The sequence below is a fragment of the Mesorhizobium sp. ISC15 genome (assembly GCF_037162615.1).
GTDB classification, from domain to species: domain Bacteria; phylum Pseudomonadota; class Alphaproteobacteria; order Rhizobiales; family Rhizobiaceae; genus Mesorhizobium; species Mesorhizobium mediterraneum.
The window spans coordinates 124,037-141,631 of sequence record NZ_JAVSPX010000002.1; the positions used below are offsets into that span (position 1 = coordinate 124,037).

At 58.9% G+C, this 17,595-nt stretch carries 17 protein-coding genes and 2 pseudogenes; 12 read left to right on the plus strand and 7 right to left on the minus strand.

All coding sequences use genetic code 11. The annotated features are described in order from the left end of the window. Window positions 1–154 precede the first annotated feature (154 nt). The 3 genes and pseudogenes from groEL to RPG13_RS33475 all read left to right on the plus strand — a co-directional run. Window positions 155–1,027: pseudogene (gene groEL / locus RPG13_RS33465) on the plus strand (chaperonin GroEL); the annotation flags it as partial. A gap of 119 nt (window positions 1,028–1,146) precedes the next feature. Then, window positions 1,147–1,497, plus strand: coding sequence for a hypothetical protein (locus RPG13_RS33470; protein WP_095482951.1), 351 nt, complete (start codon window positions 1,147–1,149; stop codon window positions 1,495–1,497). Between the two features lie 554 nt (window positions 1,498–2,051). Next, window positions 2,052–2,573 carry a hypothetical protein gene (locus RPG13_RS33475; protein WP_287181479.1) on the plus strand — a complete coding sequence of 174 codons (522 nt, stop codon included), beginning with the start codon at window positions 2,052–2,054 and terminating at the stop codon, window positions 2,571–2,573. Between the two features lie 131 nt (window positions 2,574–2,704). Here the strand turns inward: RPG13_RS33475 and RPG13_RS33480 are convergent, their stop codons facing one another. Beyond that, window positions 2,705–3,370 (minus strand): methyltransferase family protein, encoded by a 666-nt coding sequence (locus RPG13_RS33480; RefSeq protein WP_337127107.1) that lies wholly within the window; start codon window positions 3,368–3,370, stop codon window positions 2,705–2,707. Window positions 3,371–3,499: 129 nt separating this feature from the next. On the opposite strand from RPG13_RS33480, the gene RPG13_RS33485 reads away from it, so the two are divergent. Next, window positions 3,500–3,865, plus strand: a complete 366-nt coding sequence (locus RPG13_RS33485; RefSeq protein WP_245329741.1) for a hypothetical protein — start codon at window positions 3,500–3,502, stop codon at window positions 3,863–3,865. A 124-nt stretch (window positions 3,866–3,989) separates the two neighbouring features. On the opposite strand, the gene pmtA is transcribed toward RPG13_RS33485, so the two are convergent. Both pmtA and RPG13_RS33495 read right to left on the minus strand, forming a co-directional pair. Then, entirely contained in the window at window positions 3,990–4,583 is a 594-nt protein-coding gene (pmtA, locus tag RPG13_RS33490) for a phospholipid N-methyltransferase PmtA (protein ID WP_095482953.1), read from the minus strand. 158 nt (window positions 4,584–4,741) lie between these two features. Then, window positions 4,742–4,849 (minus strand): annotated as a pseudogene (locus RPG13_RS33495) (ABC transporter ATP-binding protein); the annotation flags it as partial. Between the two features lie 834 nt (window positions 4,850–5,683). Between RPG13_RS33495 and RPG13_RS33500 the strand changes: the two are divergent. Genes RPG13_RS33500 through RPG13_RS33515 form a run of 4 tightly spaced genes read left to right on the plus strand, consistent with a single transcriptional unit; the run spans window position 5,684 to window position 9,810 of the window. Next, window positions 5,684–6,739 (plus strand): ABC transporter substrate-binding protein, encoded by a 1,056-nt coding sequence (locus RPG13_RS33500; protein ID WP_095482954.1) that lies wholly within the window; start codon window positions 5,684–5,686, stop codon window positions 6,737–6,739. A gap of 31 nt (window positions 6,740–6,770) precedes the next feature. Continuing rightward, window positions 6,771–7,649 (plus strand): ABC transporter permease, encoded by an 879-nt coding sequence (locus RPG13_RS33505; protein WP_095482955.1) that lies wholly within the window; start codon window positions 6,771–6,773, stop codon window positions 7,647–7,649. Next, window positions 7,625–8,371, plus strand: a complete 747-nt coding sequence (locus tag RPG13_RS33510; RefSeq protein WP_128178343.1) for an ABC transporter ATP-binding protein — start codon at window positions 7,625–7,627, stop codon at window positions 8,369–8,371. The genes RPG13_RS33505 and RPG13_RS33510 overlap by 25 nt, the downstream gene beginning before the upstream one ends. 50 nt (window positions 8,372–8,421) lie before the next feature. Then, window positions 8,422–9,810, plus strand: coding sequence for an LLM class flavin-dependent oxidoreductase (locus RPG13_RS33515; protein WP_095482957.1), 1,389 nt, complete (start codon window positions 8,422–8,424; stop codon window positions 9,808–9,810). Window positions 9,811–10,151: 341 nt separating this feature from the next. Here the strand turns inward: RPG13_RS33515 and RPG13_RS33520 are convergent, their stop codons facing one another. Continuing rightward, complete coding sequence (locus RPG13_RS33520; protein ID WP_128177658.1) at window positions 10,152–10,364, minus strand: hypothetical protein; 213 nt, start codon at window positions 10,362–10,364, stop codon at window positions 10,152–10,154. Between the two features lie 75 nt (window positions 10,365–10,439). On the opposite strand from RPG13_RS33520, the gene RPG13_RS33525 reads away from it, so the two are divergent. From RPG13_RS33525 to RPG13_RS33535, 3 genes are read left to right on the plus strand one after another with little or no spacing between them, the layout of a single operon-like run. Then, complete coding sequence (locus tag RPG13_RS33525) at window positions 10,440–11,438, plus strand: ABC-three component system protein (RefSeq protein ID WP_095482959.1); 999 nt, start codon at window positions 10,440–10,442, stop codon at window positions 11,436–11,438. Continuing rightward, complete coding sequence (locus tag RPG13_RS33530) at window positions 11,429–11,944, plus strand: ABC-three component system middle component 2 (RefSeq protein WP_245329742.1); 516 nt, start codon at window positions 11,429–11,431, stop codon at window positions 11,942–11,944. The genes RPG13_RS33525 and RPG13_RS33530 overlap by 10 nt, the downstream gene beginning before the upstream one ends. Next, complete coding sequence (locus RPG13_RS33535; protein WP_095482961.1) at window positions 11,944–13,812, plus strand: hypothetical protein; 1,869 nt, start codon at window positions 11,944–11,946, stop codon at window positions 13,810–13,812. The genes RPG13_RS33530 and RPG13_RS33535 overlap by 1 nt, the downstream gene beginning before the upstream one ends. Window positions 13,813–14,462: 650 nt before the next feature. Here RPG13_RS33535 and RPG13_RS33540 read toward each other — a convergent pair. Both RPG13_RS33540 and RPG13_RS33545 read right to left on the minus strand, forming a co-directional pair. Then, window positions 14,463–15,242, minus strand: coding sequence for a GIY-YIG nuclease family protein (locus tag RPG13_RS33540; protein WP_095482962.1), 780 nt, complete (start codon window positions 15,240–15,242; stop codon window positions 14,463–14,465). Further along, entirely contained in the window at window positions 15,172–16,374 is a 1,203-nt protein-coding gene (locus tag RPG13_RS33545; RefSeq protein ID WP_095482967.1) for a DNA cytosine methyltransferase, read from the minus strand. The genes RPG13_RS33540 and RPG13_RS33545 overlap by 71 nt, the downstream gene beginning before the upstream one ends. Before the next feature lie 96 nt (window positions 16,375–16,470). Here RPG13_RS33545 and RPG13_RS33550 point away from each other — a divergent pair, with 96 nt between their 5' ends. After that, window positions 16,471–16,887: a very short patch repair endonuclease gene (locus tag RPG13_RS33550; protein ID WP_095482963.1), complete on the plus strand. Its 417-nt coding sequence runs from the start codon at window positions 16,471–16,473 to the stop codon at window positions 16,885–16,887. 397 nt (window positions 16,888–17,284) lie between these two features. Here RPG13_RS33550 and RPG13_RS33555 read toward each other — a convergent pair whose 3' ends face one another. Beyond that, window positions 17,285–17,539, minus strand: a complete 255-nt coding sequence (locus RPG13_RS33555; protein ID WP_095482968.1) for a helix-turn-helix domain-containing protein — start codon at window positions 17,537–17,539, stop codon at window positions 17,285–17,287. Between the last annotated feature and the right edge of the window lie 56 nt (window positions 17,540–17,595).

Here is a 17,595-nt window from a genome sequence, read left to right on the forward strand (position 1 = left end):
GCGGCCAGTGGGAATATTATTGCGCGCACCGATTTGTGCGGTCGCCGCCAACGGCTGGTGCTTTTCAAATCGCGTCAGAGCCTGCGCTCGGAGATCTTCTACTGGAATGGATAGTATCGACTTCTCGATCTTCCGGAGGACGAGCGACTGGCAGCTCGTCGTCAACAAGCTGCGCGGCGGCCTGAAGATCGCCGCCGTCAAGGCGCGGGGCTTCGGTGATCGCCGCAAGGCCATGCTGGAAGACATCGCCATCCTCACCGGTGGCCAGGTCATTTCCGAAGACCTTGGCATCAAGCTCGAGAATGTCGGCCTCAACATGCTCGGCCGCGCCAAGAAGGTGTCGATCTCCAAGGAGAACACCACCATCGTCGACGGCGCCGGCAAGAAGGCCGAGATCCAGGGCCGCGTCGCCCAGATCAAGCAGCAGATCGAGGAGACCACCTCGGACTACGACAAGGAGAAGCTGCAGGAACGTCTCGCCAAGCTGGCGGGCGGCGTTGCCGTCATCCGCGTCGGCGGTGCGACCGAGATCGAAGTCAAGGAAAAGAAGGACCGCGTCGACGACGCCCTCAACGCGACCCGCGCGGCCGTCGAAGAAGGCATCGTTCCCGGCGGCGGCGTCGCACTGCTGCGCGCTTCGCTGAGCATCAAGGCTGTCGGCGCCAACTCCGACCAGACCGCTGGCATCGCCATCGTGCGTCGCGCGCTGCAGGCTCCGGCCCGCCAGATCGCGGCCAACGCCGGTGCGGAAGCATCGATCGTTGCCGGCAAGATCCTCGAGAACACGGGTCCGACCTTCGGCTTCAACGCCCAGACCGGCGAATATGGCGACATGATCGCCATGGGTATCGTCGATCCGGTCAAGGTCGTGCGCACGGCTCTCCAGGACGCGGCCTCAGTCGCCGGCCTGCTGGTCACCACCGAAGCCATGATCGCGGAGGCTCCGAAGAAGGACTCGGCTGGCGGCGGCATGCCAGGCGGCATGGGCGGCGGCGGTATGGGCGGCATGGGCGGCATGGATTTCTAAGGTCCACGCATTTCGACAATTTGGAAAGGGCGGCAAGCAATGCCGCCCCTTCTTCGTGCCCATTCCGCCAGTTGTCAGTGACTCGCAAGCCGGGTATATGCCCGCCAAGGTTGGTGCTTATGCTTGAACGGATTCTGCCTTTTTTCGTGGGGCTGGCTTTACTGTTGGGTAGCGGCTGCGCGCGCAGCGATGATGGTACGGTGATTATTCCGAGACCGCTTGATGCTAGGCGATTCTTTGACAAAGAGCCGCCCCACCTGCAGCAGCCACACATCGAAAACAGCGTGTTTCCGGTTGCGCCACAGGAGCCGGAAAGGCTCGAACCGCGCCGTACGGCAAGTCACAAGACATCAAACAGACGCGCATCGCGGATCGCAAGTCCTCCGCTTTCCTCTTATGAGCCGCACAAGCCGCTTGTCTGCAAGAACGTCAGCGAGCCCGGCAAGCGATACCGTGTGGTTTGCGAATAGGGCAATTGGTTTGGCCAGCGGTCTGCCCCTCAGGAGCCTCCCGGCGCCTTTCCGGATCAGGTTGTGCCCGGCCCGCTCGCGGTCGTCCATCAGGGCGATGTTGTGGATCGTGCGAAACAGCATCAGCCGTACAAAGCGCAGAACCACCAGTGGACCGTCTGCCACGCGGCATCAAATTGCCCCCCGGTGAATGAGGACGCAGACACGTCACGGACTATTGAGAAATCGGTCCATGATCTCGCCGAAAGCTGCCGCCGCCGCGGGTCTCCCGGCTGCATCCTCGGGTGATGCTCGAGTGAGGCCCGGCAACATGAGGACGATCGCTCATTCGGCTCGGCGTTTCGTGCCCATCCACCTTCTCCCACAGGGGAGGCTGGGATGCAGCGCCTTCAAAGTGAGGAACAAATCACCTTCGCCGCGAACCTTTCACATTGTCTCGCCACCACCACCGTCGATGAAGTTTCGGACTCGCGCGGGCCGAATCGGGGATCGGCATCGCAGACCATGCGATCGATCTCGTCCCGACGGTTGCCAAAATTGAAAACGAGGCATAATTGCCCAGACATCCAGCTGCTTCGGAGGCTTGCTATGACTTTTGCTCAATCGGTCGTGCGTTCTTTCGTCGGCTGAAGCCATTCATCCTGCTTTTCCTGTTGACTCAGTTCCTGGTCAGGCTGGCGCTGTCGCTGGTTTCGGCCAAAGACCTGTCTTTCCATCCGGCCGACTGGCTGGCTCCTTTCTTCACTGGCATCTGGTTCGATATCGTCACGCTGCTTCCAATCCTCGTGGTCTTTCTCCTCTTCCCGCTGCTCCTGCCAGTTTCGTGGGCCGGAAAGCGGTTTGACCGCGCAGTTGGGCTCTCGGGCTTCGCAATCTTCCTGTTTCTGATGGTCGTGCAGGGGGTCAGCGAGTATTTCTTCTGGGACGAATTCACGACGCGCTTCAATTTCATCGCGGTCGACTACCTCGTGTACACGCAGGAAGTGATCCAGAACATTATGGAGAGCTATCCGGTCGTGCCGCTGCTTGCCGGCATCGGCCTGTTGGCGGTCGGCGGGCTGGTGGCGGTGTTCTGAGTGACATTCCTCAAGGAACATCGTTGTCGAACTGGGCAGGGGTTGCCTTGATCGCAACAGGCGCCGTTCTGGTACGCTACAAAGGCTAACAGGAGGGCTATTCGCGGCGGCTTATTGCTCCGTCTTTAGGATCAGAACAGCCAAAAAAAGGTGGGCAGATAGCCAGCTACCTGGAGGTATTCGATGCCTTCGATGGCTGGAAAGATCGCCAGAAAATAGAGGGCATCGAAGAATGTGCTTCTTAATGCGCTCGTGGAGAACGTGTGCTGATGCTTGTCCTGATGCAGCCACGGCTTGGGCCAGAACCGCGGCGTCCTTGCCACATATGCTTCGAACTCCGGACCAAATTTGTCACGAAGAAACGTCTCTTCCTTTCGGGCAGTCATCCCGAAAACCGCATAGGTGCACACCCCCAGAGCGGATGCAACGATGAGCGATCCGAACATGAGGCCGATGCCGAATGCTCCGATCGTCGAAAACAGATATAGGGGATTGCGTGTGATCGAGTACGGCCCGCTAACTGCCAATTCGCTGTTCTTCCGCCCCCCGACATAGAGGATGCTCCACAACCTCCCGAGTATGCAGACGAGGATCAGAACAAAACCGATCATCTCGACGACCTCGTGAAGGCTAGATGCTTCATCCCAACCGGGGCGAGAGAATAGCAGCGAGCCAATCGCCGCTATGCTCAAGGCCCGGACGACCAAAAGTCTCTTCCGCTGATTAAATGGTTGCGGGGCAATGGAAGCGGACATCATGGTTCCTTCGACAAAGGCTTTTTCGGGGGCTCGCGCCAAGCAGTGCATCCAATGTCGACCGATCTGTCAGAAATGTGACGCGCTGTCCGTTTTCCTGGCGGCGACTGCTCGGTTTCAATGGCAAGCTGGATAGCCGATTGCGGTAGGCCTGACCCTTGGCAGATCCCTATGTCGGCAGCCCTTCGGAACTTGCCGGAAATTAAGGTCTCGGTGGATAAACCCGCATGGCTTTTGCTGGCAGGAAGACCGATGCGCGGGCGTGGATGGATCAAGGCGTTGCGTCAGGACGAGGCTCGGCAGGTGCGTGCGCGCATTGCGGAACTGGAGCGCGACCTCATAGCGCCCACACCTCAAGGACGCCATCGACGTCTCGAAGCCGGACATGAACTTCGCAATGCGAAGTCCCGCCTGGCGCGTCTCGAGGAATGCATCTCCGGAAATACCGGAGAAACATCGGCGTTAGCGGGAAGCTTCGCCGCTCTCAATGCTTGTAGCCGAACATCATCTCTCTGCTGCGGTCAAATCGATCCTTAGAAAATGCGGAATGGAAGGCGGTCCAGCCAGAGCGCGAATGGCTGGCCCCAGCACCAGGTTCAGTCGGCTTTGCAGTCCTGTACAAGGATTCCGAAAGCGACCTGTTGCCCGCGTCCCCCTGTGGTCACACTGCTCGTCGATAGGTCCAGAGTTGTGCGGGGGGAACATTGCGAACGACGAAATCATAGTGAGAAACGATGTAACGGTCGGGCATTTTGAGCACCGGTGACAGAAGACCGTAGGTGATTTGGATCACAGGTCGCCCGGCGGGGATTCGTGCAAGCAAATCCTCCAGCAGTGTGAGGCGCTGTTGCATCGGAAAGCTCAACATCGGCACTGCGCTTATGACACAATCGAACTTTTCCCGGCGCTCCCCCAGGGTTTCTTCCAGGGCAAACGCATTGCCCAAGCGGAAATCCACTCCCGGAAAGCGTCGCACCAGGCCCTCATAGAAATCCTTGGAATATTCGACCGAAGTCAACCGATGCGGTTTGATGCCTCTTTCCAGGATGGCCCTGGTGATGACACCAGTCCCGGCACCAAGCTCCAAAACCGGCAATCCAGAATGCGGGTTGACCACACTAGCCATGCGGCGCGCCGCATGGATCGACGTGGGCATGAGTGCGCCCACACCTTTCTTATCCTTCTGCCAACATTTGAAGAATTGCACTTCTTCCTCAAGTTTCTTGCCAAGGCGCTCTTTCAATCGAAAGACCATATCCGATCCCTTCTCCCGATCCGAGTCGGAGCGACTTTTTGTCGAAGTTTCGCCACATAAACAAGCCTGATTCACAGGGATGAATGCCGCGCTGGAGGCGCGAAACGCCCGCGCCGGCTAACACGCGCGTGTCCGCCATGATGACGTTTAATCGCTCAGATGCGCGCCAGTTCTTCCTGTATGGAAATCTTGGTCATGGCCTCGAGAGCTCCTCACGGCTCGTCGAGAAGCCGTATCTCCGGCTGCACCATCAGCGCCAGCGCGACGCACGCAGGGTTTCTCATCTGCTGCGCGCTTCGCCAGGCGCACAGCAGACAGCGAGGCCGCTACGGCCGCAAAAAACCCGCGACGGCGGCTCGATTCCGGGACCGGTCCGCCATTTTTGGCAGGTGATCCGTGCAAATGCGTGGCGTGGATCACCCCAGCTATCTCGTGGCCGCCCCATTACCAACGTCCTCTTTTCAACCGGCCGAGCCTCCCGACCGCCGGATCAATGATGACGATCCCCTCTGAATGGTTTTTTGAAGAGCCTGACGGTCTGCGCCGTCTTACCGTGGTTCCGGCTCTGCCATGGCCTTCCCTGCCGCGCAGGCGGCAAGGTGCTATCACTCTACTTTGCAATGGCCTTGGAAAATACGACAGCTGGACCATAATGATGAGGTTTAGGCAGAAGACTTTTCAGGGAACCCTTCAAAAAGGAAACAGCAGCTCTTCCGGTTCTTACGAGCCCGGCCGTTCCTATCGGCCGGTAATCATCGCAGGCTATAGTGCCTGTCCTTCCACTACCGGAGGCGAAGCGATTTTTCTGCTAGCAGCTTCACGCTGGGTCCTGTTCCAAGCCGAAGCTCGCTGGCAAGGCGCATAGGGCATCAGGAACCGCTTTCGGCGAGGACGTGAGTTGGCGCCGGTTAGAAACGCGACCTGCTCTGCGGCGCCCCAACCCGCCTCTTGTTGAGCGGCGCGTGCTCCGAATGAGCATTGGAGGCGAACAGCGTTTCCTTCGGGTGGCAAAGAACAGCACCTGATACTTTTATAGTCTACCAAATCACTGGACATACTAGCAGCGCAATTCGGAGCCTTCCCAAAACTGGAGCAAGACGATGGTGTTAGCTGTGGAGAGATTTTCAAGAAGGAGGTTTGGTGGGTTCGTGACCGCGTTCGCGGTAGGCTTGGTCGCTTCTTTCTCCCCCCTCATTGCCCAGGCGGGTAGTCCGGACGCGGGCAAGCTGCCGACCAAAATCCCGGCGGGCACTGTGCTTCGTATCGGCGATCCCGAGACGCAAAGGGCGCTGGAATTATCGGGGCTGATCGATCAACTGCCGTTCGAGGTCGAATGGGCCAATATCAGCGGTGGTCCACAGACAATCGAAGCCTTTCGCGCCAACGCATTGGACGTCGGATCCGTCGCCGACATTCCGCCCATCCACGCGACCTGGACGGGGCTCAAGGTCAAGATCATTGCCGCGAAGTTCCGCAAGGAACCGGTTGCGCACCCGATCTATCAACTCGGCATTGCACCGGGAGTCGAGGTCAGGACGCTCGCGGATTTGCGCGGTAAGCGGATTGCTTTCAGCCCCGGTCAGGCACAAGGCGCGCTGGTGTTGAGGGTCCTGCAGGCCGCCAGCCTGGAAAAGGAGGATGTAGATCTCATCGAACTGCCCAGCAAAGGCGACGCCTATCCAGTGGCACTTGCCGGCAAGCAAGTCGACGTCGCGCCGATCTCGGGCGTCCTCATCAAGCGCTATCTGCGCCAGTATGGCGCCGACGGCGCTGCCACTATCCCGCACGGCTTGCGCGATGATCCAGCCCATCTCTATGCCCCACAAGCCGTGCTTGACGACCCGGCCAAAGCCGCCGCTCTCGGCGAATATGTGCGCTACTGGGCGCTAGCCGCCCGTTGGGTGGAAGAGCATCCCAAGGAGTGGATCGAGGGGTACTACGTCGCCACCCAGGGCCTCAACACAGAAGATGGCCAGTATCTGATCGACGCTGATGGTCAGTTCGACATCCCCTCCGACTGGAACGACGTGATCGTGCGCCAGCAGGCGACGATCGATCTCCTGGCCAAGGAGTTGAACAAGCCCGCGATCAAGGCCGAGGACCTGTTCGACAGGCGCTTCGAGGCGATCGCCACAAACGCGCTGAACGCCTCCTGACGCCTGCTTCCCGAGACCGGAGACGACACCGATGAACGCATTCTCGAACACCGCTGCGGTTGCACCCAACATTCCCTACGCAACGGATGAAAGGGCGCTGATTTCGCCTGCGGCCGAGCCCCGCGAGACCGGGACGAGGCGACTCGCACTTGGGCGAACGATCCCGTTTGGCGCGCTGATCGGGCCTGCACTTCTTCTTGTGATCTGGTCCATCGGCAGTATCGCCGGTCTGATCGATCCTAGAACGCTGCCGGCGCCTTGGTCGGTTGTCGGCACCGCCATCGATCTCATCGCAGAAGGGAAGCTTCAGCATCATTTGATGACGTCTGCCTGGCGGGCAGCACAGGGGCTGGTGTTCGGTGTCCTGATCGGGACCATCCTTGCTCTCATTTCAGGTTTGTCGCGGCTTGGTGAGGCCATCATCGACGGCCCTGTTCAGATCAAGCGGGCGATACCGACGCTCGCTCTGATTCCGCTGCTGATGCTGTGGTTCGGCATCGGCGAGGGCATGAAAGTAACGACCATCGCGCTGGCTGTCCTGATCCCGATCTATATCCAGACCCACAGCAGCTTGCGCAGCATAGACAGCCGTTATGTCGAACTGGCCCAGACCTTGCGAATGGGCTACGGCGAATTCATCCGCCAGGTCATCCTGCCCGGCGCCCTTCCAGGGTTCTTCCTTGGCCTGCGTTTTGCGGTGACCTATGCCTGGCTGTCTCTGGTGGTGGTGGAACAGGTCAATGCCACCAGCGGCATCGGCTACATGATCGATCTCGCACGCAACTACGGCCAGACCGACATCATCATCGTCGGCCTTGTCGTCTACGCATTGCTCGGTCTAGCCTCCGACGGCATCGTCCGCTTCTTCCAGGAAAGGTCCCTGTCATGGCGTCGCACCTTGGCGGATTGAGCGGCGCGCCGGTGGTGCGGGTCGAGAGCCTTGTGAGACGTTTCGGCCCGCGAACCATCCTCGACGGCCTCAGCCTCGACATCGAGAGGGGGGAGTTCGTCGCCCTTCTCGGCCGTAGCGGGTCGGGCAAGAGTACATTGCTGCGCGCGCGCGCCGATCTCGACGACAAAGTCTCCGGCTCCGGCCGACTCGAAACACCCGACAAGAAATCGGTGGTGTTCCAGGATGCCCGGCTGTTGCCATGGAAACGAGTGCTGGAGAATGTGGTTCTTGGCCTCGACCTGCCGGAAGCCGCCGAACGCGGACGGGTAGCTCTCGAAGAGGTTGGCCTGAGCGGCCGCGAGAACGCGTGGCCGGTCGAACTCTCTGGTGGCGAGCAGCAGCGGGTGGCATTGGCGCGCTCGCTGGTTCGTGATCCTGAGCTGCTGCTAGCGGACGAGCCGTTCGGCGCGCTCGACGCGCTGACCCGCCTGCGCATGCACGATCTGCTGCGCCAGCTCTGCGCCCGTCACCAGCCGGCCGTGCTGCTGGTTACCCATGATGTGGACGAAGCCGTAACGCTGGCGGACCGGGTTTTGGTGCTCGACAATGGCGGGATCGCCGCCGACATCGCGATCGATATCCCCACGCCACGCGATCACGGCGATCGCCGGTTCGGCGAGATCCGCTCCCAACTTCTGCGTCATCTCGGCGTCGAGACAAAGCCTGTGTTGCCCGTCTGAACGGCCCCCCAAGACCTGTCGCTCAGCATCACCACCCAGGAGGACGAACTATGCCCGCCGAAAAACGACAGTTGAACCTCAACCTTTTCATCTATCCTGGCGGCCATCATGAAGCCGGCTGGCGCTACAAGGATTCCGCCCCTGAGAGAGTGCTGGATATCGCCTATTATCAGGAACTGGCGAAAAAGGCCGAGGCGAGCAAATTCGACGCGCTGTTCTTTGCCGATGGGCCCGCGCTTGCCGACAACATTCGCTACGCAAGCCGCTTCAGACTGGAGCCGCTGACATGGATTTCGGCTCTCGCTGCTGTGACGGAACGCATCGGCTTCATCGCCACCGCCTCGACCACCTACAACGAACCCTACAACCTGGCCCGGCTGTTTGCTTCTGTTGATCATCTAAGCGGCGGGCGTGCCGGTTGGAATATTGTCACGACGGGCGATGCGTCCGCAGCGTTGAATTTCGGCTTTGACCGACATCCAACCCACGCCGACCGTTACGAGCGCGCAAGCGAATTTGTTGATGTGGTGACTAAGCTCTGGGACAGCTGGGAGGACGCCGCGCTAATCGCGGACCGGCAGTCCGGTATATTTGCCGACACCGACAAGATCCATCCAATCAACCACATCGGAAAATATCATCGTGTGAAGGGACCGCTCACGCTTCCGCGTTCTCCGCAGGGCCGTCCGGTCTACGTCCAGGCAGGTTCGTCGCAAGACGGACGGTCATTCGCAAGCCGCTATGCCGAGGCGATATTTACAGCACATCAGACACTCGGCAACGCGCAGGAATTTTATGCCGACATCAAAGCGCGCGTGAAGTCGGTTGGCCGCAACCCTGACCACGTCAAGGTCTTGCCCGGCATCAGCCCCTTCATCGGTTCCACCGAGGCGGAAGCCCGCGCGCTGCATGACGAGTTCAACGAGCTGACGCAGCCGGAATATTCTCTTCACCAGCTACGCCGCATCGTAGACGCCGACCTTTCCAGCTACGATCTGGACGGGCCATTTCCGCGCGAGCTTATCCGCATCGAGGGCGAGCGTGGTGCGAGCAGCCGCTTCCACGTCGTACTCGACATCATCGAGCGCGAGAATCCAACCATCCGCCAGTTGCTCCACCGCCTCGCCGGGGCGCGCGGCCATTGGGTCCAGGCCGGGACGCCCGAACAGATCACCGACAAGATCCAGGAATGGTTCGACAATGGCGCCGCGGACGGCTTCAATATCATGCCGCCGTATCTGCAGGGCGGGTTCGACATATTCGCCGAGGAAGTGGTGCCGCTCTTGCGCAAGCGCGGACTTTTCCGGCACGACTATGACGGGGCTACGCTGAGGGACCATTTCGGTTTGCCGCGCCCGGAAAATACGTTCAGCCGGCCGCACCGCCTGAGCCACCTTCGCATCGGGCATTCAACCTCAAAGCGTTACGCCAACACATAATAGTTTGTGGGGCCGCCAGGGAGACCCGCGCGATCATGACAGCCGCCATTTCCGCGTATCGCGACCCGACTGCCGGCACGGCTCCGATCAGGTCCCTTGCGAATTATCGGCGGCGGTGCCAGCTGCGTCCTGATGGCCGCGCTTGAGGAGATTCGGGCCGGACGGGTCTACGACTGCCGGCCTGATCGCGGATCCGGGCAAGAGCACCCACCCCCCCTGATCCGGTCCCTGCTCGCCACAGGTCTGGCGCGGACGGATAGGCTTCACCTCGACATCGCCACCGATGGCGCACTGATCAACCGGGATGGAAGGCACAGCGACTTGTTGTACGTGTTGGCCCCTTATACGATGAGCGCATCTATCCGCTGATGCGCATCTGGTTCTTCGAGCGCGAGCGTTTCGATGAGGAATATTCCCGTCTGCGGGCCGGGTGGGTACGTGACAAACCCGATGAATGCCAACCTGATTTGTTTGCTGGTTGATGTAACCTTGACCTCTTGCGAATAAGCTTTGACCGGACTGGCAAATGATGCCCATTGGATTTTATCGGGCATGTATTGTGCGCTGGCTTGTCAATTGAACAAGGAACGGCGAACCTTGCTTCGCCGTTTCGAACCTAGAGCGATATCTTGCGCCCAAACTACGCCGTCCAGCTCACCGCATTGCCCGACGAACGTCTCGAAGCCTTTGTCAACGACTGGCTTGCGAACCGTACGAAGGACTACAACTCACACGAGCGTTGGTCCGGCACCGGCGATATGGGACGCGATGTCGTGGCTTACGTCACAGATCAGCGGCATGAAGGCCCTTGGGACAACTTCCAGTGCAAGCAACTCGGTGCCCGTCTATCGGAAAAGGCGGCGTTTGTTGAGCTGGGCAAAATCTTCATGCACGCAGCGAAGGGTGAGTACACGCTGCCGCGCTCCTATACGTTCGTCGCCCCTCGAGGGGTTGTGCGCAACGTTCAGGCCTTCATTGCACATCCGGAACGCTTCAGGCAGGCCTTCCTCGATCGGTGGGCCACCGGCATAGCCGGGGAGTTGGTCGAGAATGCAAGCGTCCCTTTGAGCGAGGAGATCCGCTCGGCAATAAATGCTTTCGACTTTACCCAAGTGTATTCTCTGGACGCCGTCCGTCTCGTCGATGACAGCCACGCGAAGACTGTGCTCGTGAAATGGTTCAACGATGATCCGGGACCTTCGCCGCTTGGCGTGGCACCTGACCAGTTGCAAGATCACGAATCTGCTTACATCAGTCAGCTGGTCGATATTTATGGCGAGTGCGCCGGATCAAAGTTCGAGAACCCGGCTGCGGTTCTACAGGACGCTCGGTGGGGCACCCATTTGCGTGATCAGCGAACTCGGTACTTCGACGCGGCCGAGTTCGATCGTTATTATCGTGACTCGACCCCTCCGGACTATCTTTCGACGTTCAAGGATGAGGTTTATCACGGGGTTTCGGATGTCTACACGGAGTCCAACGGTGGCGGCCTGGAACGTGTGACAAGGGTGCTGTCGCAGGCGGCTACCATCCAAGCTTCCGGGGTGTTAGGACGCCACGCGCGGGTGCAGGTCAAACAAGGTACCTGTCATCATTTCGCGAATGAGGGGCGGCTTCCGTGGAAGTGATCAGCGAGGGACGGCAACCTAGTCATCCTTTCAACAGCACCCTCGAGACCGGCATCCGAGCGGTGATGCTGTTGGAAGCATTTTATCCGCGTCAGTGTGATCTGATCGAAATGACTTGGCTGGACCACTTGGTCGTTCATACGGCTGACCTCGATGGAGAGGACGTGCCCCCCAGTCTCCATCCGGACTTGCCGAATCGCACCGGTGAACTCTTCGTTCGTCGTCAGCTGATGGAGAAGAGCTTGCGCATCATGCAGCAGGTGCATCTCGTTGACGTCGTGGAAACAGACCTTGGCGTCACGTTTGTCGCCAGCGAGGATGCGCCAACCTACCTAGACCTGCTTCAGTCCGACTATTCGATGGCACTCAAAGAGCGTGCCCGCTGGATTGCCCAGCGCTTTGCTGGAATGGCGACGGTCGAAATCAAAGCTGTGATTGAGGCCAAGATCGGCCGCTGGACCGCCGAATTCCGCGCAGATCACGCCCCCACCGGCAGTAGCGCATAATGGCGAGCGGCATCACGATTCGTCACCTGGTTTTCACAGGACCATCAGTCGCGCCGGCTGAACTGTCGTTCAACGATGGCCTCAACATAGTTTACGGAGCCTCCAACACCGGCAAGTCGTTTACGACCAAGGCGCTAAACTTCATGCTGGCAGCGACCAAGGAATTGCCCAAAACTGAGGAAATCACGCACTACGATGCTGTTTGGCTAGGACTGACGCTCTCTAGCGACCGAGACGTCACACTTTATCGGGCTACAAAGGGCGGCGCGTTCCGTGTGCACGATGGGTTGATCAAGAATACACCCTCTGCGGCGGGGGCCATCCTTCAAGGTAAATTCGACGCCAAGCGAAGCGACAACGTTTCATATTTCCTCCTGGAGACGCTTGGCCTTGCGAACAAGGTAATCGTCAAAAGCGCGAACGCGGAAAAAGATACTCTCTCGATCCGCTTGCTATCTCCGTACGTCGTTGTGTCGGAGGAAGACATCATTTCCGAGAGAAGTCCCGTCCTCTATTCTGGAATTCCCAGTCAGCGGACGTTTGAACGGAACTTGTTCCGCCTGCTTCTAACCGGCAACGACGATGGCGCGGCTGTTACCGTTGCAGGTAAAAAGGAGAAAAGTGTCGCCCGAACTGCAAAGGTTGAGTTGGTCGATGAGATGATCGCTCAACTTGATGAGGAGATTGGCGAGGGTGGGCCGACGCGTGAGGAGCTCACCGAACAGCTCAGAAAGATCGAAGGATCCCTAGGCTCCCTGCATGACAACTTGCGTCAGGCTCAAAACAATCTTGACAGCCTTGTGACCGAGCGTCGGCAGCTTGTGGAAACCCAACGCGACCTGGTTTCTCGATTTACGGAACTCGAAGTGACGCTGCAGCGCTTCGGCCGTCTTAGTGAGGTCTACAAGTCCGACATTGCCCGGCTACAGGCTTTGGAGGAGGGCGGATTCATACTGGTCACTATGGCGGAACGCGATTGTCCGGTCTGCGGGGCGCCGCCTGGTGTCCAGCGGCGCAATCATGCCGCAGATGAGATCGCCCTTGCTCACAGGGCTGCTGCCGCCGAGGTGAGGAAGATTCAGATTGAGCAGCGTGAACTAGGTCAGACGATAACATCGCTTGAGGCCGAGGCAACGGGCTTGCGAAGCAGGTCTGCAAAGTTGTCGGACGAGATTGATCGTGCTGGGAAAAGAATAGAGGACGCTCGGCCCAAAGAAATCGCTGCACGTCACCTCTACGAAGAACTCTCTGCCACCAAGGCACGGATTGATCGAGCGGAAGACCTTTACGAGAGAAGGGACCGTCTCGTAGTTCGTCGATCCCAGATCGAAGAGAAGGCTTCTGAGGGCAAGGCAGACAAACTCGACGTGGGTGTGGATAGCACAATTGCCTACACATTCGGAGAGGTCGTGCGAGAAGTATTGACGGCTTGGAAATTTCCGCAAGCCGACCGCGCGCAGTTCGATATTGAAACGAACGATGTTACCATCGGAGGTAAGCCCAGGTCGGCGAACGGAAAAGGCGTCCGGGCCATCTTGCATGCCGCATTCAATGTTGCGGTGCTTCTCTTCTGCCGGCGCCGAGATTTGCCACATCCCGGCTTTTTGGTTCTAGACACACCGCTTCTCACATATCGCGAGCCGATGAAGAGCAAGCACGGCGAGCTTTCAGCCGACGAGGAAGAACTTAAGAAAACAAGCCTTGCGACGCACTTCTATGAACATCTCGCTGGCCTGAAAAACCTGGCGCAGATCATCATAATTGAGAATTCCGACCCCCCGAACGGAATTCGGCCTCTAGCCAAAATTGAGACCTTTACCGGCGTGGACGGTGAAGGCAGATACGGTCTTTTCCCTAAGCTGGGTTAGCCCCAAACTCAAACCCGTGCACGTACAGTTGACCCACGAGGATACCTCGCGGCGGCACCGGGCATTGCGAACAAAACAAGAATCTGGGATCGTCCAAAGTGATAGCTTGGGATGATTCGAACTGTGACTGCCACCGCTACATGCAACGCTTTCAACTCGCCTCTGCTCAGTCTAACGTCTCGCTTGGTCATGGCACTTGCCCTTCCACGGGAATCGGTGATCGCAACGTCACCAGCGTGCCATGGCCGCCCCTCGCCTCAGAGTAAGGGCCTTTCTCTCTCCAGAGCTTTTTGCAGAACCTTCAGGATACTATCTAAGCAAGCTGCCCCAACAGTTTTTAGTAAACACTTCAGTGTTGTTTGACGACAATGCCGGCGAGAGAGACGCAATGCATGTTGGCGCATTTTATGAATTTTTTGCGGGGCGGGATGGCGCGGGCCGGATTGGGTGTGGTCTTGCCTATTCGCCTTGAGCCGAGAAAAGCGGCGGGCTACGCCGCTAACTTGGGCGGCGAGATTGACGATCGGCGACGTCGCTAAGGTCGGTGTCGCCCAATTCCCCTGACGCAGATAGACCCGACGCCGACGGTGACCAAGGGCATCGCGCATAATTGTTGTTTAACCTACTTTCGACGCGATGCACTCAGTTCGTCAGTGTGGAATCGCAGTTCCGTCCCCGTCCAAGTCTCCCTTTGTGTCCTCTTCGTCCTCGGCTCCTTCCTCTACTAGGCTCTCGCCGCCGAGTTTCTCGAAGCGTCTTTCCGCCAGCCAGTTCATGCGCCTAGTCTGGGTCACGAGCACACGTCGAAGGCCCATCTTCACCTCGCGTTCGGAGATGACCTGCGACAGCTTGGACACGATGAGCGCCCGACGTGCCAAACGGGTGTCCGGATGGCCGCGCAACTCCTGGATCCGGTCGGAGACAATCGAACCACGCATGGAAGGCGGCTCGGTGATTTCTACAGTCGGCGCCGGCGGGTCCTTCTCATTCAGGATCGCCTTGAACTTGCTCTCGTTGCGTAGCCGAGTGAAGACAAGGTGCTCGAGCGCGTTTAGGTGCGCATTCGCCGTTTTAAAGTCAGAGTGCTTCGACCCCACGGCCTCGAACTGCGGCAGTGGCCAGACCTGTATCTCCGCCACCTCAAAAGGGTCCAACACCGACATCGCCACAGCGTCGGTGCGCTGGTTCGTGAGGTGGCGCCCGACGCGGCCGGAAACCTTCTCCTTGGTCTGGCCGACGTAGATCGGCTCCCCGTCGTAGTCGTAGAACGCGTATACTCCCCAGCGATAGCTGCCGACGGGACGCTTCTCACCCGAGGGGTCGTCGTAGAGAGTTTCGCGGAAGAACTTCCGAATGGCCTTACGCAGCTCGTCCGTTTCGAGCGGCGGTGTTTTCGTGCTGTCTGTTGTGCTGTTCGGGAGTTTCGCCATGTTGTCCCTCGGTCGCTCGGAGGACCGGCTCGAACAGGTGCTGCGCCAGAAAGCGAACGACCGGAACTGCCACCCCGTCCCCTGTAAGGTGGTAGCCTTCATTGTATGCGCGAGGCAACTTGTAGCCGTCCGGAAGTCCCATGAGCCGTGCGGTCTCCCTCGCGCTGATCAAGCGCGACCGGACACGGGCGCCGTCCACGACCATGATCGTCTGCCGGGACGACCCTCCCGTCGGTGTGCGCAGGCAACCCGCGATCTCGTCGAAGCGCACTTCCGCTCTTACAGCTTTCCCGTTAGGATTCTGCGGTCTCGTCCGCTTGTAGACGGTCCCCACCATGCGGCGCCTGGCCCGCTTCGCGGCCTCAAGCTTCGCGATATTCACCGGAGACATCTGGGCGATCAGCCGCGCGGTCTGTTCCGTGGTGTGCCATTCGACGCTCGAGGGATTTTCTTCGACGAGGTCGGCGAAGCATGTGTTGCGGACAGGCGGAGAAGGAAGATTCCACCACAGCCACCGCTTCCGCGCCTTTGCAGGAATCCTTGCGACCGCGTTTTGAAGGCCGCGGGAATGGAAGGGCGCCACCGGCTCCGGCGATAGCATGGCCTCGTGGACCTCGAAATCCCCCCGGACGCCGATGACGAAGAGCCTTGGGCGACTCTGCGGGACAAAAAGTTTTGCGTCGATGACCATAGCGCCATAGCGGTAGCCCGCTTTCGCGAAAGTCTCGGCGATCGCCACGAAGTCAGCGCCTCCGTGGCTGGTCAGAGTCCCGTTAACGTTTTCCAGCGCGATGATCTTCGGACCGCGGCCCTCTGCGATCAGGCCGTTCATAATCGTCCAGAACGGATAGAAGGTTCCCGAACGCTCGCCTTTCAATCCAGCGCCGCCTCCGGCAAGCGACAGATCCTGACAGGGGAATGACCCCCAAGCTAAGTCGGCAGTGCCGGGGAGCTTGTCGATCTTGACTTGCCGAATATCACCGATAGTCAGCTCGCCGCCGGTCCCCCAGTTGACCTGATACGTCAGGCCTTTTTTTACATCGAAATCGTTAGCGAAGGCACACTGCCACTCTGGACCAAGTCCGGCACGCGCCATCCCTCCGCCGGCGAAAAACTCATAAAATGTCCGCATGATCTCCCCGTGATTCGCGCGTAATGCTAGCATACCCCACGCCGAAAATGGTTTACGGTTTGTTCTCATCCGTAACATGCTCACCATGAATTTTCCATGACTGCGAACGTTGATCCTGCCAGAAGCCGACAAATGTCCTTGGTCCGGTCAACCGGCACAAAACCGGAGATGGCCGTCCGCCGCCTCGCGCACGCACTCGGCTATCGCTTCAGGCTGCACCGCAAGGACTTGCCCGGGAAGCCCGACTTGGTGTTCTCCCGGCGACAGGCCGTCATCTTCGTACACGGGTGCTTCTGGCACGGACATGGGTGCAAGCGCGGCGCGCGTATGCCGAAAAAAAACCGGGAATACTGGTCGGCGAAGATCGCGAGGAACGTCGAGCGCGATGCCGAGAGCGTCGCAGCGATCGAGGCCGACGGATGGCGGGTCCTAGTGATCTGGGAATGCGAGATGAAAGACGCGGACCGCCTTGCTCGCCGACTCGCCGACTTCCTGGGCAAGCATGCTTCTTAAAAATCCCGGAGTGGCTGACTCCCTTTCTTTACCTCGGTTTCAAGATCTAACATGTTCGTCAATAATCTTACTGCGTCATAAATACCGTTCAATTGATGAAAGGCTGCATTTTCTATTGTGGCGTTTTTCGCACAAACAATTCGACGCAAATCGGGCATGGTGGCCCTTACTTTCCGCAGCGATCACAGCGCGGAATCAGATAATGCATCCGAAAGTTGGCGTAGAGCTCACGGTGACGGATGCCGAAAACTGCCTCATGGCGATATGAATGCGACAGATGCCCTTTTCCTGACAGCCTTCGGCAAACCTTGGCCAAAAGCGAAAAAAGGTCTTCATTCATCTGAGACGGTCTGATCACGGCCCATGCCGTGCCGCCGGCAAGGCAAAGCAAGGATTACTACGTTGCCACGTGACACTCGATCTTTCGCCCACGGAGACCAATGAAATCCGACCTGAATAGCCAAACGACCCCTACGCCCGATATCGCGCCCTCCCGTGATTTCGCGCAGATTGACAGGGTGAACTCGGCAACGAAATTGGCACCCTGTCGCGTCACCTTGAGCTCCTTCTGGATCATGGTGGTGGAGACCAGCGGCCGCGACAACAGCAACTCGATCAGCCGCGGCAGTTTGAGCTCGATGCGTCGCTCCATCTGCTCCCGGGCTATCACACTGCTAGGCACCGGGGCCTTTTATGAATGTGCGGTCT

Bases quoted from the DNA above. Each gene is read 5' to 3' on its own strand.
- RPG13_RS33520 (WP_128177658.1), bottom strand. From the start codon at position 10,364: ATGCCCGATAAAATCCAATGGGCATCATTTGCCAGTCCGGTCAAAGCT.
- RPG13_RS33485 (WP_245329741.1), top strand. From the start codon at position 3,500: ATGTCGGCAGCCCTTCGGAACTTGCCGGAAATTAAGGTCTCGGTGGAT.
- RPG13_RS33545 (WP_095482967.1), bottom strand. From the start codon at position 16,374: ATGCGGACATTTTATGAGTTTTTCGCCGGCGGAGGGATGGCGCGTGCC.
- RPG13_RS33555 (WP_095482968.1), bottom strand. From the start codon at position 17,539: ATGGAGCGACGCATCGAGCTCAAACTGCCGCGGCTGATCGAGTTGCTG.
- RPG13_RS33500 (WP_095482954.1), top strand. From the start codon at position 5,684: ATGGTGTTAGCTGTGGAGAGATTTTCAAGAAGGAGGTTTGGTGGGTTC.
- RPG13_RS33535 (WP_095482961.1), top strand. From the start codon at position 11,944: ATGGCGAGCGGCATCACGATTCGTCACCTGGTTTTCACAGGACCATCA.
- RPG13_RS33515 (WP_095482957.1), top strand. From the start codon at position 8,422: ATGCCCGCCGAAAAACGACAGTTGAACCTCAACCTTTTCATCTATCCT.
- RPG13_RS33510 (WP_128178343.1), top strand. From the start codon at position 7,625: ATGGCGTCGCACCTTGGCGGATTGAGCGGCGCGCCGGTGGTGCGGGTC.
- pmtA (WP_095482953.1), bottom strand. From the start codon at position 4,583: ATGGTCTTTCGATTGAAAGAGCGCCTTGGCAAGAAACTTGAGGAAGAA.
- RPG13_RS33550 (WP_095482963.1), top strand. From the start codon at position 16,471: ATGACTGCGAACGTTGATCCTGCCAGAAGCCGACAAATGTCCTTGGTC.
- RPG13_RS33540 (WP_095482962.1), bottom strand. From the start codon at position 15,242: ATGGCGAAACTCCCGAACAGCACAACAGACAGCACGAAAACACCGCCG.
- RPG13_RS33505 (WP_095482955.1), top strand. From the start codon at position 6,771: ATGAACGCATTCTCGAACACCGCTGCGGTTGCACCCAACATTCCCTAC.
- RPG13_RS33470 (WP_095482951.1), top strand. From the start codon at position 1,147: ATGCTTGAACGGATTCTGCCTTTTTTCGTGGGGCTGGCTTTACTGTTG.